The organism is Oricola thermophila, from assembly GCF_013358405.1.
GTDB lineage: Bacteria > Pseudomonadota > Alphaproteobacteria > Rhizobiales > Rhizobiaceae > Oricola > Oricola thermophila.
Map to the genome: position 1 here is coordinate 3,840,781 of NZ_CP054836.1, position 20,602 is coordinate 3,861,382.

21 protein-coding genes and 1 tRNA gene are annotated in these 20,602 nt (G+C 62.2%); 11 read left to right on the top strand and 11 right to left on the bottom strand.

The features are described 5' to 3' along the window. Positions 1-46: 46 nt before the first annotated feature. Positions 47-559 (bottom strand): MarR family winged helix-turn-helix transcriptional regulator, encoded by a 513-nt coding sequence (locus tag HTY61_RS18605; RefSeq protein WP_175278207.1) that lies wholly within the window; start codon positions 557-559, stop codon positions 47-49. Positions 560-686: 127 nt separating this feature from the next. Between HTY61_RS18605 and HTY61_RS18610 the strand changes: the two genes are divergently transcribed. Together HTY61_RS18610 and HTY61_RS18615 are read left to right on the top strand one after the other, a co-directional pair. Further along, entirely contained in the window at positions 687-2,036 is a 1,350-nt protein-coding gene (locus tag HTY61_RS18610; protein WP_175278208.1) for an 8-oxoguanine deaminase, read from the top strand. 29 nt (positions 2,037-2,065) lie between these two features. Then, positions 2,066-2,836 carry a creatininase family protein gene (locus tag HTY61_RS18615; RefSeq protein ID WP_175278636.1) on the top strand — a complete coding sequence of 257 codons (771 nt, stop codon included), beginning with the start codon at positions 2,066-2,068 and terminating at the stop codon, positions 2,834-2,836. On the opposite strand, the gene HTY61_RS18620 is transcribed toward HTY61_RS18615, so the two are convergent. Continuing rightward, positions 2,837-3,208: a hypothetical protein gene (locus HTY61_RS18620; RefSeq protein ID WP_175278209.1), complete on the bottom strand. Its 372-nt coding sequence runs from the start codon at positions 3,206-3,208 to the stop codon at positions 2,837-2,839. Positions 3,209-3,376: 168 nt separating this feature from the next. On the opposite strand from HTY61_RS18620, the gene HTY61_RS18625 reads away from it, so the two are divergent. Continuing rightward, on the top strand, positions 3,377-4,429 hold the full coding sequence (locus HTY61_RS18625) for a CobW family GTP-binding protein (RefSeq protein ID WP_175278210.1): 1,053 nt from the start codon (positions 3,377-3,379) through the stop codon (positions 4,427-4,429). Positions 4,430-4,456: 27 nt separating this feature from the next. Here HTY61_RS18625 and HTY61_RS19725 read toward each other — a convergent pair whose 3' ends face one another. After that, complete coding sequence (locus HTY61_RS19725) at positions 4,457-4,825, bottom strand: YegP family protein (protein ID WP_175278211.1); 369 nt, start codon at positions 4,823-4,825, stop codon at positions 4,457-4,459. A gap of 155 nt (positions 4,826-4,980) precedes the next feature. On the opposite strand from HTY61_RS19725, the gene HTY61_RS18635 reads away from it, so the two are divergent. The 3 genes from HTY61_RS18635 to HTY61_RS18645 all read left to right on the top strand — a co-directional run bounded on the left by HTY61_RS18635 (position 4,981) and on the right by HTY61_RS18645 (position 7,156). Beyond that, a complete protein-coding gene (locus HTY61_RS18635; protein ID WP_175278212.1) occupies positions 4,981-5,955 on the top strand; it encodes a WD40 repeat domain-containing protein in 975 nt (324 codons plus the stop codon). A 90-nt stretch (positions 5,956-6,045) separates the two neighbouring features. Continuing rightward, positions 6,046-6,123 (top strand) — tRNA-OTHER (locus HTY61_RS18640). Positions 6,124-6,193: 70 nt separating this feature from the next. Further along, positions 6,194-7,156 (top strand): UdgX family uracil-DNA binding protein, encoded by a 963-nt coding sequence (locus HTY61_RS18645; protein WP_175278213.1) that lies wholly within the window; start codon positions 6,194-6,196, stop codon positions 7,154-7,156. An 80-nt stretch (positions 7,157-7,236) separates the two neighbouring features. On the opposite strand, the gene HTY61_RS18650 is transcribed toward HTY61_RS18645, so the two are convergent. Continuing rightward, positions 7,237-8,370, bottom strand: coding sequence for a type III PLP-dependent enzyme (locus HTY61_RS18650; RefSeq protein ID WP_175278214.1), 1,134 nt, complete (start codon positions 8,368-8,370; stop codon positions 7,237-7,239). Positions 8,371-8,921: 551 nt separating this feature from the next. On the opposite strand from HTY61_RS18650, the gene HTY61_RS18655 reads away from it, so the two are divergent. The 3 genes from HTY61_RS18655 to HTY61_RS18665 are packed head-to-tail and all read left to right on the top strand — an operon-like array spanning position 8,922 to position 11,543. After that, positions 8,922-9,827: a LysR family transcriptional regulator gene (locus HTY61_RS18655; protein WP_175278215.1), complete on the top strand. Its 906-nt coding sequence runs from the start codon at positions 8,922-8,924 to the stop codon at positions 9,825-9,827. 43 nt (positions 9,828-9,870) lie between these two features. After that, entirely contained in the window at positions 9,871-10,533 is a 663-nt protein-coding gene (locus tag HTY61_RS18660) for a DUF1007 family protein (protein WP_175278216.1), read from the top strand. Further along, positions 10,530-11,543: a nickel/cobalt transporter gene (locus HTY61_RS18665; protein ID WP_487345366.1), complete on the top strand. Its 1,014-nt coding sequence runs from the start codon at positions 10,530-10,532 to the stop codon at positions 11,541-11,543. Before HTY61_RS18660 ends, HTY61_RS18665 begins: the two co-directional genes overlap by 4 nt. 8 nt (positions 11,544-11,551) lie before the next feature. Here the strand turns inward: HTY61_RS18665 and HTY61_RS18670 are convergent, their stop codons facing one another. Genes HTY61_RS18670 through HTY61_RS18680 form a run of 3 tightly spaced genes read right to left on the bottom strand, consistent with a single transcriptional unit; the run spans position 11,552 to position 13,201 of the window. Beyond that, a complete protein-coding gene (locus HTY61_RS18670; RefSeq protein WP_175278217.1) occupies positions 11,552-11,770 on the bottom strand; it encodes a hypothetical protein in 219 nt (72 codons plus the stop codon). Further along, complete coding sequence (locus HTY61_RS18675; protein ID WP_175278218.1) at positions 11,770-12,525, bottom strand: SDR family oxidoreductase; 756 nt, start codon at positions 12,523-12,525, stop codon at positions 11,770-11,772. The genes HTY61_RS18670 and HTY61_RS18675 overlap by 1 nt, the downstream gene beginning before the upstream one ends. Next, positions 12,509-13,201, bottom strand: a complete 693-nt coding sequence (locus tag HTY61_RS18680) for a GNAT family N-acetyltransferase (protein WP_175278219.1) — start codon at positions 13,199-13,201, stop codon at positions 12,509-12,511. Before HTY61_RS18680 ends, HTY61_RS18675 begins: the two co-directional genes overlap by 17 nt. 96 nt (positions 13,202-13,297) lie before the next feature. Here HTY61_RS18680 and HTY61_RS18685 point away from each other — a divergent pair, with 96 nt between their 5' ends. Both HTY61_RS18685 and HTY61_RS18690 read left to right on the top strand, forming a co-directional pair. Continuing rightward, a complete protein-coding gene (locus tag HTY61_RS18685) occupies positions 13,298-14,476 on the top strand; it encodes a pyridoxal phosphate-dependent aminotransferase (RefSeq protein ID WP_175278220.1) in 1,179 nt (392 codons plus the stop codon). A gap of 97 nt (positions 14,477-14,573) precedes the next feature. Then, complete coding sequence (locus HTY61_RS18690) at positions 14,574-15,200, top strand: TetR/AcrR family transcriptional regulator (protein WP_175278221.1); 627 nt, start codon at positions 14,574-14,576, stop codon at positions 15,198-15,200. Between the two features lie 308 nt (positions 15,201-15,508). Here HTY61_RS18690 and HTY61_RS18695 read toward each other — a convergent pair whose 3' ends face one another. The 4 genes from HTY61_RS18695 to HTY61_RS18710 form a co-directional block, all read right to left on the bottom strand. Beyond that, positions 15,509-17,134: a TRAP transporter large permease gene (locus HTY61_RS18695; RefSeq protein WP_175278222.1), complete on the bottom strand. Its 1,626-nt coding sequence runs from the start codon at positions 17,132-17,134 to the stop codon at positions 15,509-15,511. Positions 17,135-17,140: 6 nt separating this feature from the next. Next, complete coding sequence (locus HTY61_RS18700) at positions 17,141-17,836, bottom strand: TRAP transporter small permease (RefSeq protein ID WP_175278223.1); 696 nt, start codon at positions 17,834-17,836, stop codon at positions 17,141-17,143. A gap of 74 nt (positions 17,837-17,910) precedes the next feature. Next, the gene (locus HTY61_RS18705; protein ID WP_175278224.1) at positions 17,911-18,909 is read right to left on the bottom strand and encodes a DctP family TRAP transporter solute-binding subunit; all 999 of its coding nucleotides are present in this window, start codon (positions 18,907-18,909) and stop codon (positions 17,911-17,913) included. Positions 18,910-19,235: 326 nt separating this feature from the next. Then, the gene (locus HTY61_RS18710; protein ID WP_281367562.1) at positions 19,236-20,594 is read right to left on the bottom strand and encodes a sigma-54-dependent transcriptional regulator; all 1,359 of its coding nucleotides are present in this window, start codon (positions 20,592-20,594) and stop codon (positions 19,236-19,238) included. Positions 20,595-20,602: the final 8 nt, after the last annotated feature.

Consider the following 20,602-nt stretch of genomic DNA (forward strand, 5'->3'; position numbering starts at 1 on the left):
GGCCGGGATCGCCCATTCGATGCGAGCAATGCCGGCGGCAGCACGCCTATTCGACGGCCGGCTTCTTTTTCCTGTTGCCGGACTTCCTTTTCTTCTTCGGCCTTGTCGCGGTTCCGGAAAGATTGGCGTCGATGCGGGCGAGAATCCGGGCCAACGCCTTGCGCTCCTTCTTCTTTATTCCGTCAAGCGCGCGCGCCTCGGATTCGCGAATGGCGTCTTGCATATTGTCGAGAAGCGCGCGGCCCTTTTCGGTCAGCCAGACATGGATCAGGCGGGCATCGGATTCCGAGGGGCGGCGTTCGACGATCTCCTGTTCCTGCAGGCGGGTGACCGACTTGGTGACAGTGGGCGGCTTGACGCCCAACGCGGCCGCGAGTTGGCCAAGCGCCTGGCCGTCCTCCTTCGCGAGGAGTTCCAGAATGCTCTCCTGACCCGCATAAAGGCCAATCGACTGCAGGCGACGAGCCATGTGCGTGCGACTGTTGCGCGCCGTGTTCTGGAGGCTGGCCAAGAGGTTGGTCGCCTCTTCGGCGTCCTTCTCGATATAGTAGCGGTTCATGCAAATCGATTAGCCGACGAATATTTCCGGGTCAAGTTCGGGCCGCCGTCCGACGGCGGTCCATCTTTGCAGTCAGGCCCTCGATCCATTAATGGTGGCGCATGGATGCCGTGGACCGATTGCCGAAATGAACGCTCCCAAACCCCTCTGGCTGAAAGGCCCGCTCGCAATTCTCTCCGGAGCCGACGCGACCGGCGGCATCGTCGTCGCGGAAGGCCGGATTGCCGAACTCGTGCCCGCGGGCGGAGCCCCGACGATGGAATGCGACACATTCGATGCGTCACGCCACGTTGTGCTGCCGGGACTCGTCAATACGCACCATCACTTCTACCAGACGCTCACAAGAGCGCATCCCGCGGCGATCAACAAGGAACTCTTCGACTGGCTGACCGCGCTCTATCCGGCCTGGGCGAAGCTCGGGCCTGATGGCCTGAGGCTGGCAACGCGGCTGGCGCTGGTCGAACTGATGCTTTCGGGCGTCACATGCACGTCCGATCACCACTACGTCTTTCCGGCCGGATTGGAGGACGCGATCGACATACAGGCGGAGGAAGCGACGGCGCTCGGCATGCGGATGACGCTCAACCGGGGATCGATGAACCTGTCGAGGAAGGATGGCGGACTCCCGCCGGACAGCGTCGTGCAGGACCACGACACGATCCTCGCCGATTGCGAGCGGGTCATCGCGAAATATCACGACCCCGGCGAAGGTGCGATGCTCCAGGTCGCGCTGGCACCCTGTTCGCCTTTCTCGGTGAGCCGCGACCTTATGCGGGATACCGCCGCATTGGCGGGGCGATGCGGCTGCGCGCTGCATACGCACCTGGGGGAGACGCAGGACGAGGACGCCTATTGTGTCGCGCGCTTCGGCTGCCGTCCGGTGGACTATCTCGAGGAGTGCGGCTGGCTCGGCGACAGGACGTGGCTGGCACACGGTATCCATTTCGACGACGGCGAGATTGCCCGCCTCGGCAATGCCGGTGTCGGCGTCTGTCATTGCCCGACCTCCAATGCCGTGCTCGCTTCCGGCCTTTGTCGCACGCGCGAGATGGAGGCGGCAGGCGTGAAGGTCGGGCTGGGAGTCGACGGATCGGCATCGAACGATTCCTCGAACCTGATGGAGGGTGTGCGCCATGCATTGATGTTGAACCGCGTCCGGTACGATGCCACCGTAACGCACCTCGACGCGTTGCGATGGGCGACGGAGGGCTCGGCAGCCTGTCTCGGCCGCTCGGAGATCGGGAAGATCGCCGTCGGGAAACAGGCGGACCTGGCGTTGTTCACGCTCGATGAATTGCGCTTCTCCGGCGCGCACGATCCGCTGGCAGCCCTGGTGCTGTGTGGCGCACATCGCGCCGACCGTGTGATGATCGCGGGCAAATGGACCGTGGAGGACGGCATGCCTGTTGGCGTCGACATCGAAAAACTACGGCACGAGCATGGTGCGGTGGCGAAACTGTTCGCGGAGGCGACATGACGAAGGGAGAAGACAAGAGACAAGGAAAGATGCGCCAGCGCGTCGAGAATCTGTCGGATCGCGCGCCGGCGGAAGCAGCGAAGTGGATCGCGGTATTGCCACTGGGGGCGACCGAGCAGCACGGACCGCACCTGCCGTTCGAGACCGACAGCCTGATCGCCGAAGCGGTTGTCGAGCGATTGATCGAGCGGCTGCCGGACTCGGCGCCGGTGGTGTTCCTGCCTGTCGAGGAAATCGGCTATTCGCCGGAGCACATGCACGTGGCCGGCACGAAGACCTTGGCTTGGGACCAGGCGGTCAGGCGGTGGGTGCGGATCGGAGAGCAGGCGCATCGATCCGGCATTCGCAAGTTCGTCATGCTGAACGCGCATGGCGGTAATTCGCCGTTGATGACCATCGTGGCTACGGAACTGCGCACGCGGTTCAACATGCTGGCGGTGGCGACAAGCTGGACGCGGTTCGGTCTGCCGTCCGGGATCATGACCGCCGAGGAGAAGTATCTCGACATTCACGGAGGGCTGATCGAAACATCGGTCATGCTGGCGACCCACCCGGAACGGGTGGACATGGTACAGGCTGCGGATTTTCCTTCAAGGCAGGCGGATTATGTCCGCGAGTATACCCATCTCAGGGCCTATGGGCCGCACGCCTTCGGCTGGCAGATGTCCGACCTTTCTGAAATCGGCGCCGTCGGCAACGCCGCCGGCGCAACGGCGGAAATCGGAGAAAAGATCCTCGACCATGCGGTCGAGGGGCTTTTCGAGCTGTTGAAGGATGTCGAGAAGCATCCGGGCTTCTGATCAGCCCTGCGGCGCGACCGATACCACGGTGAAGGTGTGCATCTTGCCGTCGTGGCCGGCGATCGAGACATATTCGCCTTCCTTGAAGGCGTGTTCGCCGAAGCGAAAGCCCGCCTCGTCGTCGTCATCGGCATCGAAATCGAAGTCGAATACCCACTGCCCCTTGCGGTGCCGCTCGATATAGCCGAGCTCGGTGCGCTCGCCGTCCCAGAACCGCTGGACGGTGCAGGCCTCCGGGTGCTTTTTCCACTCCGCGGCATCGATCTTCATTTCGTCGTCCAGCGGCAGGACGAGCTGGTATCCCCGGTTCGGATTGCCATTCGGAAAGCCCGGTTCGCGGGCCATTTCGAGACGGACATTGTACAGCGTCATGCGGATTCTCCCGTTTTCCCGGGTTCTCGGGCAGTTTGCCGATGCTCGCATTGATACCGATCAAGACGGCAATTTCCCGGTTTTGGCGCGATACGGCAAACGCCGGTGGCGAGACCTCAATCTATCGCCTATATGCCGTGCAAACAAAGTATTCCGCGCGAGGCAGACATGAGCGAACAGTCCATTCCCGTTACCGTGCTGACCGGCTATCTCGGTTCCGGCAAGACGACGCTGCTCAATCGCATCCTGACAGAGGATCACGGCAAGCGCTACGCGGTGATCGTCAACGAGTTCGGCGAGATCGGAATCGACAACGACCTGATCGTCGAGTCGGACGAGGAAATCTACGAGATGAACAATGGCTGCGTGTGCTGCACGGTGCGCGGCGACCTGGTGCGCGTGGTCGAGGGGCTGATGCGCCGGCCGGGGCGGTTCGATGCGATCCTGGTGGAAACGACGGGGCTGGCCGACCCGGCGCCGGTGGCGCAGACATTCTTCATGGACGATGACGTGCGCGCCAAGACGCGGCTCGACGCCGTGGTCGCACTGGCCGATGCCAAACACCTGCCGGAGCGGCTGAAGGACAGCCGCGAGGCGGAAGACCAGATTGCTTTTGCCGACGTGGTTCTGCTCAACAAGGTCGATCTCGTCAGCGAGGAGGAACTCCGCGATCTCGAAAGCACGATCCGGGCGATCAATCCGCATGCGCGCATACATCGCACGGAACGCTCGCAGATCGACCTGAAGGAGATCCTGGACCGCGGCGCCTTCGACCTGAGCCGCGCGCTGGAGAACGATCCGCATTTCCTCGATCACGATCATCCCGACCATGCATGCGGGCCGGACTGCGACCACGATCACGGGCATGACGGGCATCACCATCATGGAGACGGGCACCATCATCACGATAATAGCGGGATTCACGGCACGACCATCCAGTCCGTCTCACTGCGTGCCGGCGAGGTGGATCCGCAGAAGTTCATGCCGTGGATCCAGAAAATCACCCAGCTCGACGGGCCGAACATATTGCGCATGAAGGGAATCATCGCGTTCCCGGACGACCCGCAGCGCTACGTGGTGCAGGGCGTGCACATGATCATCGAGGGAGACCACGAGCGGGACTGGAAGGAAGGCGAGAAGCGGGAAAGCCGTCTTGTTTTCATCGGTCGCGAACTCGACCGGGAAAAGCTGGAGCGCACGTTCGCGGCGTGCGCTGCCTGATTTTTGGGGTAATCGGACGGAGACGGATCAGGACTCGTCGACAACCTCAGCGCCAGGGCCGTTCTTCTTGAGCGACTCGATGGCGTTCTTCGAACTGGACTTGGAGGTGTAGGTCTCGGTACGGACCATCGTTTCGCCGTTGGAGGCGACGAAACGAACGAATGTCTGCCCGTCCTTCGAGGCGGCAATCTCGAAGTGGTAGCCCTTGGCATCCTCGTCCTTCGTCAGGTCGGCGGTCGGGGCATCGGGCGCATTCTTCTTCAGCGAATCGATGCAGTTCTGGGCGCTCGACTTGCTCTTGTAGCTTTCAGACCAGAAGATCACCTCGGAATTGTAAACGAACTGTACTCCGAACTGGCCGTTGCTACGGCTGACGATCTTGAATTTGTGCGCCAATGGGCCTCTCCTCAAAATTTGAACCCGCCAAACTTAACCGACTCGTCTCGAAAAGTAAGCCCATTCCTTGCTGCAATACCTGCGCCGTGCCTTGACGCAGGCCGCCATTCCGGGGAAGTGCTGCACGACGCAACCGAACCGCGGATTCATGCCTCATGCCAACAGTCGCACCACTCGATCTTGACGGATTCTGCATGTTTGCAGGCTTTCTCGGCGATGTGCCGGTTTTCGCGCAGGCCGACGGGACCGTGCATCGGCTGGACCACGGCCACAAGACGGAAACGGTTCATGACGGGCTGACCTGTGCCGTCCCCGTACCCGACGGGGCGGCACTGGTCACGGGGGGCGAGGACGGACAGGTGCGGCGGTCCGACGCGACGGGTGGCATCGAAGACCTCGGCTCGGCCGGCAGGAAATGGATCACCACCGTCGCCGCAGGGCCGCAGAATGCCGTCGCATGGGCGGCGGGCAAGCAGGCGTGGGTCCGGCTTGCCGACGGGACGACACGGGAATTTTCCGAAGAGCGTTCCATAGAGGGGCTTGCCTTCGCACCGAAGGGAATGCGGCTGGCAACAGCGCGCTACAATGGCGGAACGCTTCACTGGGTTACGACGGCCGGCAAGCCGATCGACCTTGAGTGGAAAGGCGCACACACGGACATTACCTTTTCGCCCGACGGCAAGTATGTCGTCACCACCATGCAGGAGAATGCGCTGCACGGGTGGCGGCTCGACGACATGAAGCACATGCGCATGTCCGGCTATCCGGCCAAGGTGAAGAGCTGGTCGTGGTCGGCGAAGGGCAAGTGGCTGGCGACATCCGGTGCTCCCGCAGCGATCGTCTGGCCCTTCCAGGGCAAGGACGGGCCGATGGGCAAGGCGCCGCTGGAACTCGGGACGCGGGGCGACCAGATGGTCACCGCCGTTTCATGCCATCCGCAGGAGGACATAGTCGCCATCGGATATACCGACGGCATGGTGCTGGCAGCACGCTTCGCGGATGGCAAGGAAGTGCTTCTGCGGCGCGGCGGCAATGGACCGGTCACGTCGATGGCCTGGGACAGGGATGGCTATCGCGTCGCGTTCGGTTCCGAGGTCGGCGACTGCGGCGTGATCGATATCCGGGGATGACACGCGCAGGTATCGGCAGGTAACCATAAGGACACGTCCGTACCGGCGGGATTTGACGGATCACGCCGGGATCACGATTATGTGATCAATGGCCTCGTGGCGGAATGGCTACGCGGGGGATGTGCAAATCTCCTTCATCCCCGGTTCGAATCCGGGGCGAGGCCTCCAGATCACCTCCGCATTGTGAATCTCCGATGCACGGACTGGATTTCCCGGGGCATTGCGGTGAAATTCGGGTATGGGCATCACCGTTCACTTGCGGGACGAGCACGATTTTGCCGGCTGGCGCAACGCTGCGCGGGCACTGGCGCTGAATGGCGTGGATCCCCGGTCAGTCACATGGCTGACTGACAATGGCTCCGATGCATTGCCTGCGCCGCCTCCGGGCGCGACCTTGTCGGTCCCCAGGGCGTTCGTGGCAATGGCAGAGCATGCGCTATTCCACCCGGCACCGGACCGGTTCGCATTTCTCTATTCGGTGCTGAAGCGTCTGGCCGACGGCAAGCTGAAGATCGGGCAGAAGACCGATCCCGACATCAAGCGGCTGGTGCAGATGGTGGCAGAGGCGGAGATTCCCGGCGGAGCCAATTTCCAGGTTCCGGATCCGCTGGAGGGGCCGCGCGCCGCGGCGAAGCTCTGCACGCATTGCCATCTGCACGGGCCGGCCAGCCAGACGGTTTTCGGCGACGGGCGGGCAGACGCGAAGCTCGTTTTCGTCGGCGAGCAGCCGGGCGACCAGGAGGACATCCAGGGAAAGCCCTTCGTGGGACCGGCGGGGCAATTGTTCGACGAAATTCTCGGCGAGGTCGGCATCGACCGGTCGGAAACCTACGTCACCAATTCGGTGAAACACTTCAAGTTCGAGCCCCGCGGGGCGCGTCGCATCCACCGGAAGCCGGATGCCGGCGAGGTGCAATTGTGCCGCTGGTGGGTGGAAAAGGAAATTGCGCTGATCCGGCCGAAACTGGTCGTGGCGCTGGGGGCGACCGCGGCGTTTTCTCTGCTCGACCGCAATGTCGGTATCATGCGCGAGCGTGGTTCGATCCACACGCGGGCGCGCGACAGCCTTCCGGTGCTGCTGACATATCACCCATCCTTCCTGCTGCGCATCCGCGAAGCGGACGAGGCGGCGCGGCAGCGGGCGAATTTCACTTCCGATCTCCGGCAGGCGAGAGACTGGCTGGAACGGAATGTCGCCTGACAGCGTCGAGGCTGCCGCAGCGCGCACACGCTTGACCTGGGCCAGAGGAACGACGAAATCCCGGTTCCCCGGATGTGGTGTTATATCACGTAGGAACGCAGCGGCTCGAAGCCGTTGAAGGCGACAGAAGAATAGGTTGTCGTGTAGGCGCCGGTCCCCTCGATCAACACCTCGTCGCCGATCGTCAGCGAGACCGGAAGAGGGTAGGGGGCCTTCTCGTAGAGAACGTCTGCCGAATCGCATGTCGGTCCCGCGAGGACGCAGGGTTCCGTGATGTCGCCGTCGCGGGGTGTCACGATCCGGTAGCGGATCGCCTCGTCCATGGTCTCGGCAAGACCGCCGAACTTGCCGATGTCGAGATAGACCCAGCGGACTTCGTCATCGTCCGATTTTTTCGAAACAAGCACGACTTCCGACTTGATGACGCCGGCGTTGCCGACCATGCCGCGGCCCGGCTCGATGATGGTCTCCGGGATGCGGTTGCCGAAATGGTCGCGCAGGGCGTCGAATATTGCCCTTCCATAGGTTTCTGCCGACGGCACATCCTTCAGGTAACGGGTTGGAAAGCCGCCGCCCAAGTTGACCATTCTCAGCGTGATGCCTTTCTCGCCCAGACGGTCGAAAACCGTACGGGCATCAGCCAACGCGTCATCCCAGGCACCGGTGTCGACCATCTGCGAGCCGACATGGAACGACACGCCGTAGGCGTCGAGGCCGAGTCGGGCTGCCCGGGCAAGAACGTCGACCGCCATTTCCGGTGTGCAACCGAATTTGCGCGACAGCGGCCATTCGGCACCTTCGCCCGATGTCAGGACCCGGCAGAACACGCGTGAGCCGGGGGCGGAACGGGCAATCTTCTCGACTTCCTCGACGCAGTCCACGGCAAAGAGCCGGATGCCCAGCCGGTATGCGCGGGCGATGTCGCGCTCCTTCTTTATCGTGTTGCCGAAGGAGATGCCGTCGGGCGTGGCGCCTGCTGCGAGAGCCATTTCTATTTCCGGCACCGAGGCGGTGTCGAAGCAGGAACCGAGGGACGCCAGCAGGCGCAGGATCTCCGGCGCCGGATTGGCCTTCACGGCATAGAAGATGCGGCTGTCGGGGAGCGCCTTGCGGAATGCGCAATAGTTCTCGCGGACGACGTCCAGATCGACAACGAGGCAGGGGGAGGGAGGACGTCGGGTGGCGAGAAATTCCTGGATGCGGGCAGTCGTCATGTCAGTATCCAATCGGCGAATCCGTGCAGCCGGGGCTGCGTGAAAACCTGAGGTTCCGGGCAAAACCGGCGTGCATGTGCCGGTCCCTTGCGGAACCACGTGAAATCTCAGGCCGGAAAAACCGGCCTTGATTGCCATTGATTGGACGGGAGACCCCTCCGCACGTTTGGCAAGGATGGCTGTGTCTCTCAACTACCCCGGCGTTTGGACCGCCAGACGAGTGATCGATAGACCCGACCGTCGTTGCTTCAAGATGTCCTCGCTGGTCCGGTTGGCCGGGCAGCGACCGGAGGGGTTAGCTCCGGGTACCTTGCCTTTCCCCTCACCAATACGAGAGGACGGCGGACACCCACAGGCACGTGCGACTTTGGGCGGTGCGGATATAGGCGGATATCTGTTGCGGATCAATGAAAAATCCGGCTTGCCGAATCCTTTTTGCGCACCGATCTTGAACAAGGTTGACGGACGGGTTCGAAAGTCATGAACGATCGACGGGAATCGGCGACGGCATTCAGGCAATCTCGCCGTCACGGGAAGAGAGGATCTGTCCGATGGACACGCTGACACGCATGCGCGCCTTCATTGCGGTGGTCGAGAACGAGGGGTTTTCATCCGCGGCGCGGAAGATCGGACGTTCCAAGGCTCTGCTGTCGAAATATGTGCGAGAGCTCGAGGACGAACTCGGGGCGCTGCTGCTAAACCGCACCACTCGCCAGTTCTCGCTGACGGAACTCGGCCATACCTACTACAAGCGCGCCGTCGAAATCGTGCGCGAAATCGACACGCTGCGGGACATGGTACGCGACAGCCGCGAGGGCGTGCGTGGGCGCATCAAGGTTTCGGCGCCGCGAAGCTTCGCCGATGCTTCGCTCGATCAGGCCCTGATAGACTTTTGCGCCGCAAATCCGGAGATCGGTCTCGACATCCACCTGGATGACCGCTTCGTGGATCTTGTGGAGGAAGGCTTCGATCTCGCCATCCGCGTGACCGTGCTCGAGGATTCCGCCCTGATTGCCCGTCGGTTGGCCCCGTTCCGGCTCAGGCTCGTCGCGACGCCGGAGACCATCCGCAAATTCGGCTTGCCGGAAAGGCCGGAGGATCTCGCCTCCAGACCCTGCATCATCGACACGAATGCGCGGCGGCGGAACAACTGGGTGCTGAAAGGATCCGACGGCGCGGCACAGGTGGTGACGGTCGGCGGGCCGATCGAGGTCAACAGCCCGCTTTCGGCACGCGCTGCCGTTCTCGCGAATCTCGGCTTCGGACTTGCACCTGATTTCATCGTACGCGAGGACCTGAAGAACGGAGCACTGGTAGAGGTGCTGCCGGATTCCACCCCGGAAGAGGCAGGCATATATGCAGTCTACCCGCACAGGCGCTATCTGCCGGCCAAGGTGCGCGCATTGGTCGACTTCCTTGTCGAGTGGTTCAGGGACTACGAGAACAGGGCGCCATAATGTGGCCGGGTTTTTCCGGTGGAGCGGGCACGAGAGGTACACAATGCAATCCAGCACGAGACGCTTCGCCTGCACAGCCGTTTTGGGGGCGCTAGTCGCATCTGCCGCCGCAGGCAAGGTTGCCGCCCATCCGCATGTCTTCGCCGAGGCCCGGCTGGAAGTTGCGGTGGCACCGGACGGGCAGGTGGAAGCCCTGCGTCACGTCTGGCGTTTCGACGAGATGTTTTCCTCCACGGTGATGCTGGAATTCGATGCCGATACCGACAACCGGCTGGAGGAACCGGAGCTGCGGGAAATCGCCTCGGTGATATCGGAATCGATAGCGGAATTCGGCTATTTCCAGGTGATCACGGCCAATGGGAAGGACATCGGCGTCAAGCCGGTGGACGACATGAAGGTGCTGTTCGATGACGGGCAGATGATCATCTTCTTCACGACCGAGCCGGAAGAGCCGATCGCGATTACCGCGTCGCCGACTTTCGGTGTCTATGATCCCACATTCTATACGGCGATCGATTTCTACGACGACAGCAACATGGTGCTCGAGGGCGCCCCGAAGAATTGCACCCGTACCATGGTCGTGCCGGATCCCGACGAGGCGATCGCCCAAAACCAGGCGACTCTCACCGAGGCATTCTTCTCCGATCCTACCGGCAATGACCTGTCGAAGCTGCTGGCGACCCGCATGGAGGTGAACTGCCGGTGATTCGCGTAACAGGGCGCATTGCTGCGGGTGCGACATTGGGCGCACTCCTGGTCGTGACGGCCGCGCACGCTCAATCCTCGCTCGGAATCGGTTCCAACGAGGTGTCGTTGCAGCCTTCCGGCGGACCGTTCGCCGGGTTCTTCCTTTGGATCAACGAAATGCAGCGCTCCTTCTACCGGGAGATGACGGGTGCGCTGAAGGCGATGCGCGAGGATGGCGCCGCAGTGTGGCTGCTCGTGGGCCTGTCCTTCGCCTACGGCATCTTCCACGCTGCCGGTCCCGGCCACGGCAAGGCGGTCATTTCGTCCTACATGATCGCCAACGAAACGCTTTTGCGCCGCGGCGTGATCCTCTCTTTCGTGTCAGCAATGCTGCAAGCCGTGTCGGCAATCGTGCTTGTCGGCGCGGCCTACCTTGTGCTTCGTGGCACAGCTGTGTCGATGACGGACGCGACCTGGTTCATGGAGACGGCGAGTTACGCCCTGATCGCTGCGTTCGGGCTATGGCTTCTGGTGACGAAGCTCCGGTCACCAAAGACGCTGTCGTCGCGATCGGTGGCGCATGCGCACGATCACCACGATCACCACGATCATCACGACCACGACCACGAGCATCATCATCACGGCGACGGCGAAGTGTGTTCGACTTGCGGACATGCACATGCGCCGAATCCCGAGATGCTGGCCGGACCGATGAATTGGCGCTCTGCCTGGGCGGCGGTTGCGGCGGTGGGTCTGAGACCTTGTTCGGGCGCGTTGATCGTGTTGACCTTCGCGTTTCTGAACGGGCTCTATCTCGGCGGGATCGTCTCTGTTCTGGCCATGGCGCTCGGTACCGCCATAACCGTGTCGGCACTGGCCACGCTTGCAGTCACCGCGAAGAATGTTGCACTGCGCTATTCCGGATCCGGCGTGATGTCAGCCAGGCTACACCGCGCGGTCGAACTTGGTGGCGCGACACTGGTGATGGTCCTGGGCCTCGTACTGCTCGGCGGTGCTCTGGCGGCCTGATATGCTGCTCAATCGTCCTTGCGGCGCATCCGTCCACGCAGCCACAAGCCCAGGAACGGCAAGACAAGAACGATGAAGACAACCGCCCCGGCCAGCCAACGGTTCTCGCCCCCGATCGCCAGCATGATGTTGGGCAGGAAATAGACAAGAAGGGCGAACCCGATGAAGATTGCACCAGCGGTAATGAGGGTCTTGCGGTCGTAGCCGCCGTCATTGTTCCCGGACATCAGAGCGTCCATCCTCCATCGATCGGGATTGCCGTTCCCGTAGTGAAAGCGGCGGCGTCGCTGGCGAGATAGACGGCCAGCGCAGCGACCTCTTCCGGCTTGCCTACACGGCCCATCGGCTGGCGGTCGACAAACATCTGCAATGCCTTGTCCGTGCTGCCGACGGACTTGCCGAGTTCCTCGACCCGCTGATGCCACGACGGCGATTCTATGGTGCCGGGACAGATCGCGTTGCAGCGGATACGCTGCCGGATGAAATCCTGGGCCACGGCCTTGGTCAGGCCTATGACCGCAGCCTTGGTCGTGCCGTACACATAGCGGTTCGGTGCGCCCTTCAGCGACGATGCGCCCGATGACATGTTTATGATCGAGCCCGACGAATCGTTGGCTTCGGCACGCGCGAGCATTCCGGGCAGCAAGGCACGGATCATGCGGTGCATGGACTTTACGTTGAGATCGAAGGAAAAGTCCCAGTCGCTCTCGGTGCAATCGAGCACGGTTCCGTGGTGCACGAAGCCAGCGACATTGACGAGAATGTCTATTCCGCCGATCTCGGCGGCATAGGCGTTGACAGCATCCGTGTCGGTTACGTCGAGTACAGCCTTCGAGGCGTCGAGCCCGTCGAGCTTCTTGATGTCGATGTCGGACGCATGCACCTTCGCACCTTCGACTGCAAAGGCCTCGGCGATTGCCCGGCCGATTCCCTGTCCCGCGGCGGTGACGACGGCAATCTTTCCCTCAAGCTGTCCCGGCATCGATGTTCTCCCTGATTTCCTCCAGCCGTCTTAGCTGATTTCCGTCCGCGTCAAAATTCCCGGGGGCCAGCCAGGCTTCGAAGGCTTTCTTCGCACGCGGCCACTCGCGGTCGAGCAGCGAAAACCAGGCGGTGTCGCGGTTTTCGCCCTTGACCACCGCGGCCTGGCGGAACGTGCCCTCCCAGGTCATGCCGAACCGTTCGGCGGCCCGCTTCGACGGGGCGTTGCGGTCATTGCATTTCCACTCGAAGCGCCGGTAGCCGAGGTCATCGAATATGTGACGGGCAAAGAGGTAGAACGCCTCGGTCGCTGCCGGTTTCCGGGCGATCAGCGAAGACCAGAATATGTGGCCGATTTCGATGACGCCGTTCTTCGTGTCGATGCGCATGAGCGTCTGGCGGCCGGCGATCCTGTCGGTCGCCTTGTCGATGATCGCATAGTACAGCGGGTCGGTGCTGGCCTCAGCCCTCTCCAGCCAGGGCCGGAAAGCTTCACGGCTTTCCGGAGGATATTCCGGCAGCCACCGAAAACGGTCGCCGGCGTCGGGCATTGTCGATGCTTCGTAGAGTCCGTTGCCGTGCATCTTTGCAGATAGCCGTTCGAGGCGCACGAAGCGTCCTTCCAGCGCGGAAATACCCGGCGCCTGGCAACCTTTCCAACTTGTCAAATCCCGCATGCTTTCGCGCTCCTCGCTAGCTGGCTCTGCATTGCAAAAAGCGCAGACGAATGCCAGACAGAAGTCCGGTTTACCTGCGTATTTGGAGGCGCGCGCATGCCAATCACCGTTGCAGCCTATGACCGTATCGGCGAGGAAAACGCTTTTGCCGTCTTGGCGCGGGCGACGCAGCTTGCCGCCGAGGGACGGGACATCATCAATCTCGGGATAGGTCAGCCCGATTTCAAAACACCGGAACATATCGTCGAAGCGGCAGTGAAGGCGCTTCGCGATGGCCATCATGGCTACACGCCTGCAAACGGAATCCTTCCTGCGCGCGAGGCAGTCGTGCGGCGCACGCTGACGACCACCGGTATCGAGGTCTCGCCGGACAATGTCATGATCATGCCGGGCGGCAAGCCGACCATGTATGCGGCGATCACCATGTTCGGCGAGCCTGGCGCGGAAATCCTCTATCCCGATCCGGGCTTTCCCATCTATCGGTCGATGATCGAGTTTACCGGTGCGACGCCGGTGCCGGTTCCGATCCGCGAGGAAAACGGCTTTGCCTTCTCTGCGGAAGAAACGTTGTCTCTCATCACGCCGAAGACGCGGCTCATCATCCTCAACTCGCCCGCCAACCCCACCGGCGGCGTGACACCAAAGGCCGAGATCGATGCCCTGGTCGCGGGGCTCGCCCGGTATCCCGATGTCGCGATCCTTTCCGATGAAATCTATGACGTGATGACCTATGACGGCGAAACACACACGTCCTTGCTGCAGTATCCGGAATTGCGGGACCGACTGATCGTGCTCAACGGCTGGTCAAAGACCTGGGCGATGACAGGATGGCGGCTCGGCTGGTCGATATGGCCCGATCTCCTGATAGACAAGGTGCGCAAGCTGGCGGTCAATTGCTGGTCCTGCGTCAACGCGCCATCGCAATTTGCCGGCATCGCGGCGATCGACGGACCGCAGGACGCGGTAGCCAGGATGATGGAGGCATTCGATCGTCGCCGCCATATCGTCGTCGAAAGGATGAACGCCCTGCCAAACGTTTCCTGTGCGACGCCCAAGGGCGCGTTCTATGCCTACCCGAACATCTCGGCGACCGGTTGGAAAGCCAAGAAGCTGGCATCGGCGCTTCTGGAAGAGGCCGGCGTAGCGCTGATCGGCGGGCCGGATTTCGGCGTGCTCGGCGAGGGCTACATTCGCCTTTCCTTCGCGAACTCGGCGGAGAACATCGAACGCGCTATCGAACGCATCGGGGAATTCCTCGCCCAGCGGGACGCCTGAGAAGCATTCTTCTTTACACTGTCAGGATTGAGGCTGTTTGAATTCTGACTGGTGTCAAGATATCCTTCCGCGTGATTCGGAACGGCAGGGGCGATCCATGGCGGCTGCGCGCCGGAAGGGTGACAGGCCTTACCATCACGGCGATCTTCGGGCCGCTCTCGTCGCGGCAGCGGAGGCAGAGCTGATCGAGAAGGGCGTGGATGGCTTTTCGCTGCGCTCCGCGGCCAGGCGAGCGGGCGTCAGCCATGCGGCGCCTGCGCATCATTTCAGGGACACGAAAGCGTTGCTCGACGCGCTGGCAGGCGCCGGATTTGCGCGGCTCGGGGATGCAATGCGGGAAGAACAGGCAGGGGCCGGGGCGGAGGCGATGGCGCGGCTGGCCGCGGCCGGCGCGGCCTATGTGCGTTTCGCACTGGCCAATCCGGAGCTGTTCGGCCTGATGTACGCCCGGTCGCGGCGTGCGGATGCCGGCGGCGACCTGAAGCGCAATTCGGAGGCGATCTTCTCGCTGCTCGTGAACGCCATCGGCGCGATACGCGGCCGTGATGCCTTCAGGAGCGATGCCGGATGGCGCGATGCCGTCGCCTGCTGGTCGATGCTGCATGGATATGCGCAACTGGCGATCGCAGGGAAAATGGAATTCGCGACAGCGCTGGAATTCAAGGAGCAGCGTCCGTTGATTGAAGAGCTGGTTGGCAGGGCGCTGCGCGAACGGCATTCCTGACGCCGCGTTCCGTATGCCCATATGAAAAGCGGGCGATCTTTGAAAAAGATCGCCCCGCTTCTTCAGACCGCAGAGGGAGGAGCTGACGGTCTTATGTGCCACCACTGTTTCATGTTGAAACGAATCAGTTGCCAAAACGTTAACACCGAGGCGAATACAGGCAAAAGAGCTTGTGCGTGTTCCCGTCTATATTTGAGGACTGTGTGTCCTTTCAGTCACAGTCTCGCAATGCCAGCCGCGGAAACGCATCTACTTGCGGCGCGGCTGACTTAGACTTTCCGGTCTTCGGGTTATTTATCGCCCCCCAATTAGCGGGTGGTCATTTCCGGCCCCATCAGGGCATAGGGCAGCGCCGTCGAAAGCACCGGCACATAGGTGACCAACACAAGGAAAACCAGGAGAACGGCAACGAAGGGCGCGGCCGCCCGCACCACCCGGATCAGGCTCATGCCCGTGATGCCGGACGTGACGAAGAGGTTCAGCCCGATCGGCGGGGTGATCATCCCGATTTCCATGTTTACAACCATGATGATGCCGAGATGGATCGGGTCGACGCCGAGCTCCATCGCGATTGGGAACACGACCGGCGCGACGATGAGCAGCAGGCCCGAGGGCTCCATGAACTGGCCGCCGAGCAGCAGCAACAGGTTCACGGCAATCAGGAAGGTGAACCAGGTAAAGCCGGCATCGACCATCAAAGTCGTAATGGCCTGGGGAATGCGCTCGGCCGTCAGCACATGGGCGAACAGAAGCGCGTTCACGATGATGAACATCAGCATGATGATGGTTCTCGAGGAATCCACCATCACCTTGCGTGTATCGGCATGGAAGAACGCACCGACGAAATGCCGTCCCATCAATGCCAGGTTACGGCCCCAGACGGGAAGACCGGCATAGAGAAACCGTGGAATGTTGGCCGGGTTCGATGCCGGATCGCGCCAGACGGAATAGGCAACGAGTACCGCGAGCGAGAACGCCAGCCCGGTCCATGCGCGTCCGGCGGCGGTGACATTCTCCCAGTCGGCGGTGGCAAAGAAGGACAGCACCATCCAGACGAAGAAGAATGCAAGCGCGTACACGCTGGCCGAGAAGCCGATATGGGCCGGTGTGCCACGGACCTCGTCCTCGCCAAGCCAGCGGCGGCCGGCCATCGGGCCCATGTCGCGATAGATGAACAGTGCGATGAAGAAGGCATAGACGGCGGCCACGGCAGCAGCCTCGGTCGGCGTGAAGACACCGCCATAGATGCCGCCGATGATGATAACGATCAGGAACAGGCCCCAGCCCGCTTCCTTGCCGCCATTGAGCAGTTCGCCGAAACCCTTCCATTCTTCCGCCGGAAGATCGCGGCGGCGCGCGATGACGTATATGGCGATCATCAGCATGAGGCCGGCCACGATGCCGGGAATCACGCCGGCAAGGAACATGCGGCCGACCGAAACGTTGGTGGCCGCCGCATAGACGACCATGACGATGGACGGCGGGATCAGAATGCCGAGCGTGCCGGCATTGGCGATGACGCCGGCAGCGAATTCCTTGGAATATCCGACCTGGCGCATGCCGGCGATGGCGATCGTTCCGATAGCCACGACCGTCGCAGGCGACGAACCCGACAGCGCGGCAAACATCATGCAGGCAAGCACCGAGGCCATGGCAAGACCGCCGCGGAAATGGCCGACGGTGGCTATCGAGAACCGGATGATTCGCCGGGCCACGCCGCCGGTGGACATGAAGGCCGAGGCAAGCACGAAGAAGGGAATGGCCAGCAGGGTGTAGTTCTGCGAGGCGGTGAACAATTGCTGGGCGACCGACGACATCGAGTCCTCGGAAAAGAAGGCGATGACGATGATCGAGGACAGCCCGAGAGAGACGCCGACCGGGACACCGAGAAACAGGAGGCCGAGAACGAGGGCAAAAAGAATACCGGTTTCCATGGGGAATCAGTCCTTCAGAACGTCGCGGTTCTCGGCAACGAGGTCTTCCGCCTCGTGGCCGGCGATGATCAGCTCGCGGTCGCCGCGCCAGATCGATACGAGCGCCTGAAGGCTGCGAAAGGCGAGAAGGGCGAGCCCGATGGGCAGCATGAGGTAGGCGACCCAGCGCTGTACGCGCTCCTGCAGGCCGAATGTCTCCTGCATCCAGCCGGGATAGCGCAGGTCATCAAGGCCGATGCCGGTATTGTACATCAGCGTCCAGTAGCCGAGTGCGCCGGACTGGCGATAGTTCACAATCTCCTTGGCGCCGAAGAAATGCAGCCAGCCGGCATGCAGGAGCATCATGGCGTAGAGCAGGCAGCACAGTGCACCGAAGATGGCGGCTGCGCGGAAAAGCGGCTTGGGCAGGGTCCTGATCAGCGCGTCGACGCCCAGGTGCATGCCGTGTTTCACGCCCCATGACATGCCAAACAGGATCAGCCAGGCGAAAAGGATCCGGGTCAGTTCCAGGGCGCCGCCCCAGCCGGTGTTGAAGCCGTAGCGGGCGACGACCTGGGTAAAGGAAATGATGGTGATCGCGGCAAGAAGGACCGATACGACGCCCTCCTCGAGCGAATTGATCGTGTCGGCAAACCGGCGTTCGGCGGCGAACAGCGCCGCGACGAGGACGACCAGCAGTATGGATGGCCACATTACCGCCATGACGAGATTTCCCCCCAATCCGATGTTGCGACCACCGGCGGGGCATTCCCCGCCGGCGGCCTTGTTTCAGGCGATCAGGAACCGTTGGACGCGACGGCTGCCTCGATCAGGTCCTTGCCAATGTCGGCCTCGAACTTTTCCCAGACGGGCTTCATGACCGACACCCACTCGGCGCGCTGTTCCGGCGTGAGCGTACGGACTTCGAAACCGGCATCTATGATGTTCTGGCGATTGGCCGCCTCCTTCTCGGCGACCTGCGCATTCGCGGCCATGGTCACCTCGTCGACGATCGACAGGAACTGGTCGCGCATGTCCGCGTCGAGGCCGTTCAGCCACTCCGTCGAGGTGACGAGAAGATAGGCGAGCAGCTGGTGGTTGGTTTCGGTGGTGCCGTCCTGCACCTCGAAGAACTTCTGGGTGTAGATGTTGGACCAGGTGTTCTCCTGGCCGTCGACGACGCCGGTCTGCAGGGCGCCGTAGACCTCCTTGAAGGCGAGCTTCTGCGCCGATGCGCCCATCGCCTCGATCATGGCAACGGCGACGTCCGACGTCTGCACGCGGAACTTGAGGCCGTCGGCGTCGGAGGGCACGAGCAGCGGCTTGTTGGCAGAGAACTGTTTCAGGCCGGACGACCAGTAGCCGAGGCCGGTATAACCGTTCGGTTCAATGACCTTGAGCAGTTCCTTGCCCGCATCCGAGGTGGTGAAGGTGGTGACGGCATCAAGGCTCGAGAACAGGAAGGGCAGGTCGAAGAGGCGATACTTCTTGGTGTAGGCCTCGAATTTCGACAGCGACGGAGCGGCGAGCTGCACGTCGCCGAGAAGGAGCGCTTCCATCACCTTGTCGTCGTCATAGAGGGTCGAGTTCGGGAAGACCTCCATGCAGGCCTTGCCGTTCATCTCCTCGTTGACACGTTCGGCGAGCATGGTTGCGGCATCACCCTTCGGGTGGCCGCTCGCGGCAACGACGTGGCTGAACTTGATGACCATCTCGCCGTCATCGCACTGGGCGAAGGCCTGGGTCGCGGTCAGCGATATTGCGAGCGCCGATACGGCGCCGAGAAGCTTCTTCATGAGTTGTTTCCTCCACGAAGGGGACAATTCCCCGTTTCTCACATCGGTAAGAGGACGGGAGCCGGCGGCCTTGCGCCGCATTTGCCCTCTCACTCCGTAAAAGGCTGAAAGCCTTTCGCCGATAGGGAGAGCATACACCATGCCAGTTGCGGAATCTCCCGAAATGAAAGGGTAGTCGGGCGCATCGGCACCCGTGTGTGTGTAGAATCCTACACATTCGGCAGGAGTCGTGTTTCGAATCCTACCCGTCAGTCGGCGCAGCCATGGCCCTTCCACCGGCAGCGGGAGGAACGATGGCAGCGGTACGGGGCCAATGGGCGGTGCGCCTATTCGTCTGTCCGATTGACCGCGATGCCCAGCTTCTGCATCTTGTCGTAGAGGCCTTTCCGCGAGATTCCGAGCGTCTGGTAGACATCCTTCAGGCGTCCTCCGGCACGGCGGATCTCGGCCTCGATAACGGCACGCTCGAAGGCCGCCAGGCGCTCGGAAAGCGGACCCGCGAAGTCCTCGTCGGCGGTTCGGGAGCCGTTGCCGAAGCCGTTCCAGAGGCCGAGCACCCAGCGGTCGGCGACATTGCGCAGCTCTCGAACATTGCCGGGCCAGTCGTGGCGGAGAAGTTGGCGCTCCAGTTCCGGCGTGAAGTCGGGAATGTCACGGCGATAGCGCGCGCGGGCCTGGCGGGCAAGATGTTCGAAGAGCAGCGGGATATCCTCGCGGCGTTCGCGCAGCGGCGGAATCGTCAGCGATACGACATTGAGACGGTAGTACAGATCGGCGCGGAAACGCCCGGCATCGGCCTCTTCCGACAGGTCGGTTTTCGTGGCGGCAACGAAACGTACATCCAGCGGAATCGACTTGTTCGAGCCGAGTCGTTCAATGGCGCGGTCCTCGATGGCACGCAGAAGTTTTGCCTGAAGGTCCAGCGGCATGGATTCGATCTCGTCGAGAAAGACGGTTCCCCCGTTGGCATGTTCGAGCTTGCCTACCCGCTGGCTGGAGGCGCCTGTGAAGGCACCGGCCTCGTGACCGAAAAGTTCCGACTCGAAGAGATCGGGTGGCAGGGCTGCGCAGTTCAGGGCAACGAAGGGAGCGGCTGCTCGGGGCGAGAAGTCATGGAGCGCGCGCGCCACAACTTCCTTGCCGGAGCCGGTCTCGCCGAGAACCACAACGTCCGCATCCGCGCCGGCAATAAGTTCGATCTCGTTGCGCAGCCGGGCAATGGCGGGAGAACGACCAACGATCCGCTCCGCGATCCCCGACACGGAATCGAGCTCCGAGCGGAGTACCCGGTTTTCCAGCACAAGCCGGCGTTTCTCGAGGGCACGACGGCTGACCGCTCCAAGGTCCTGAACACTGAAGGGCTTGGGAATGAAGTCGTATGCGCCCTCGCGCATGGCATCGACGGCAAGCTGGATGTCGCCATGGCCGGTAACGAGGATGACGGGAATTGCCGGATCGATCTCGAGCACGCGCGCCATGAACTCCATGCCGCCGATACCGGGCATGCGTATGTCGCTGACGACAGCGCCGGCGAAGTCCCGCCGTATCGATGGCAGTGCGTCGGCCGGGTTCTTGAAGTCCGCGACGACCAGATCGTCCAGTTCAAGCCCCTGGCGCAGCGCATGGCGCAAATCATCGTCGTCATCGACAAGCAGGATATCCGGGTCGTTTTCCATTGCGGTCATCGGTGATT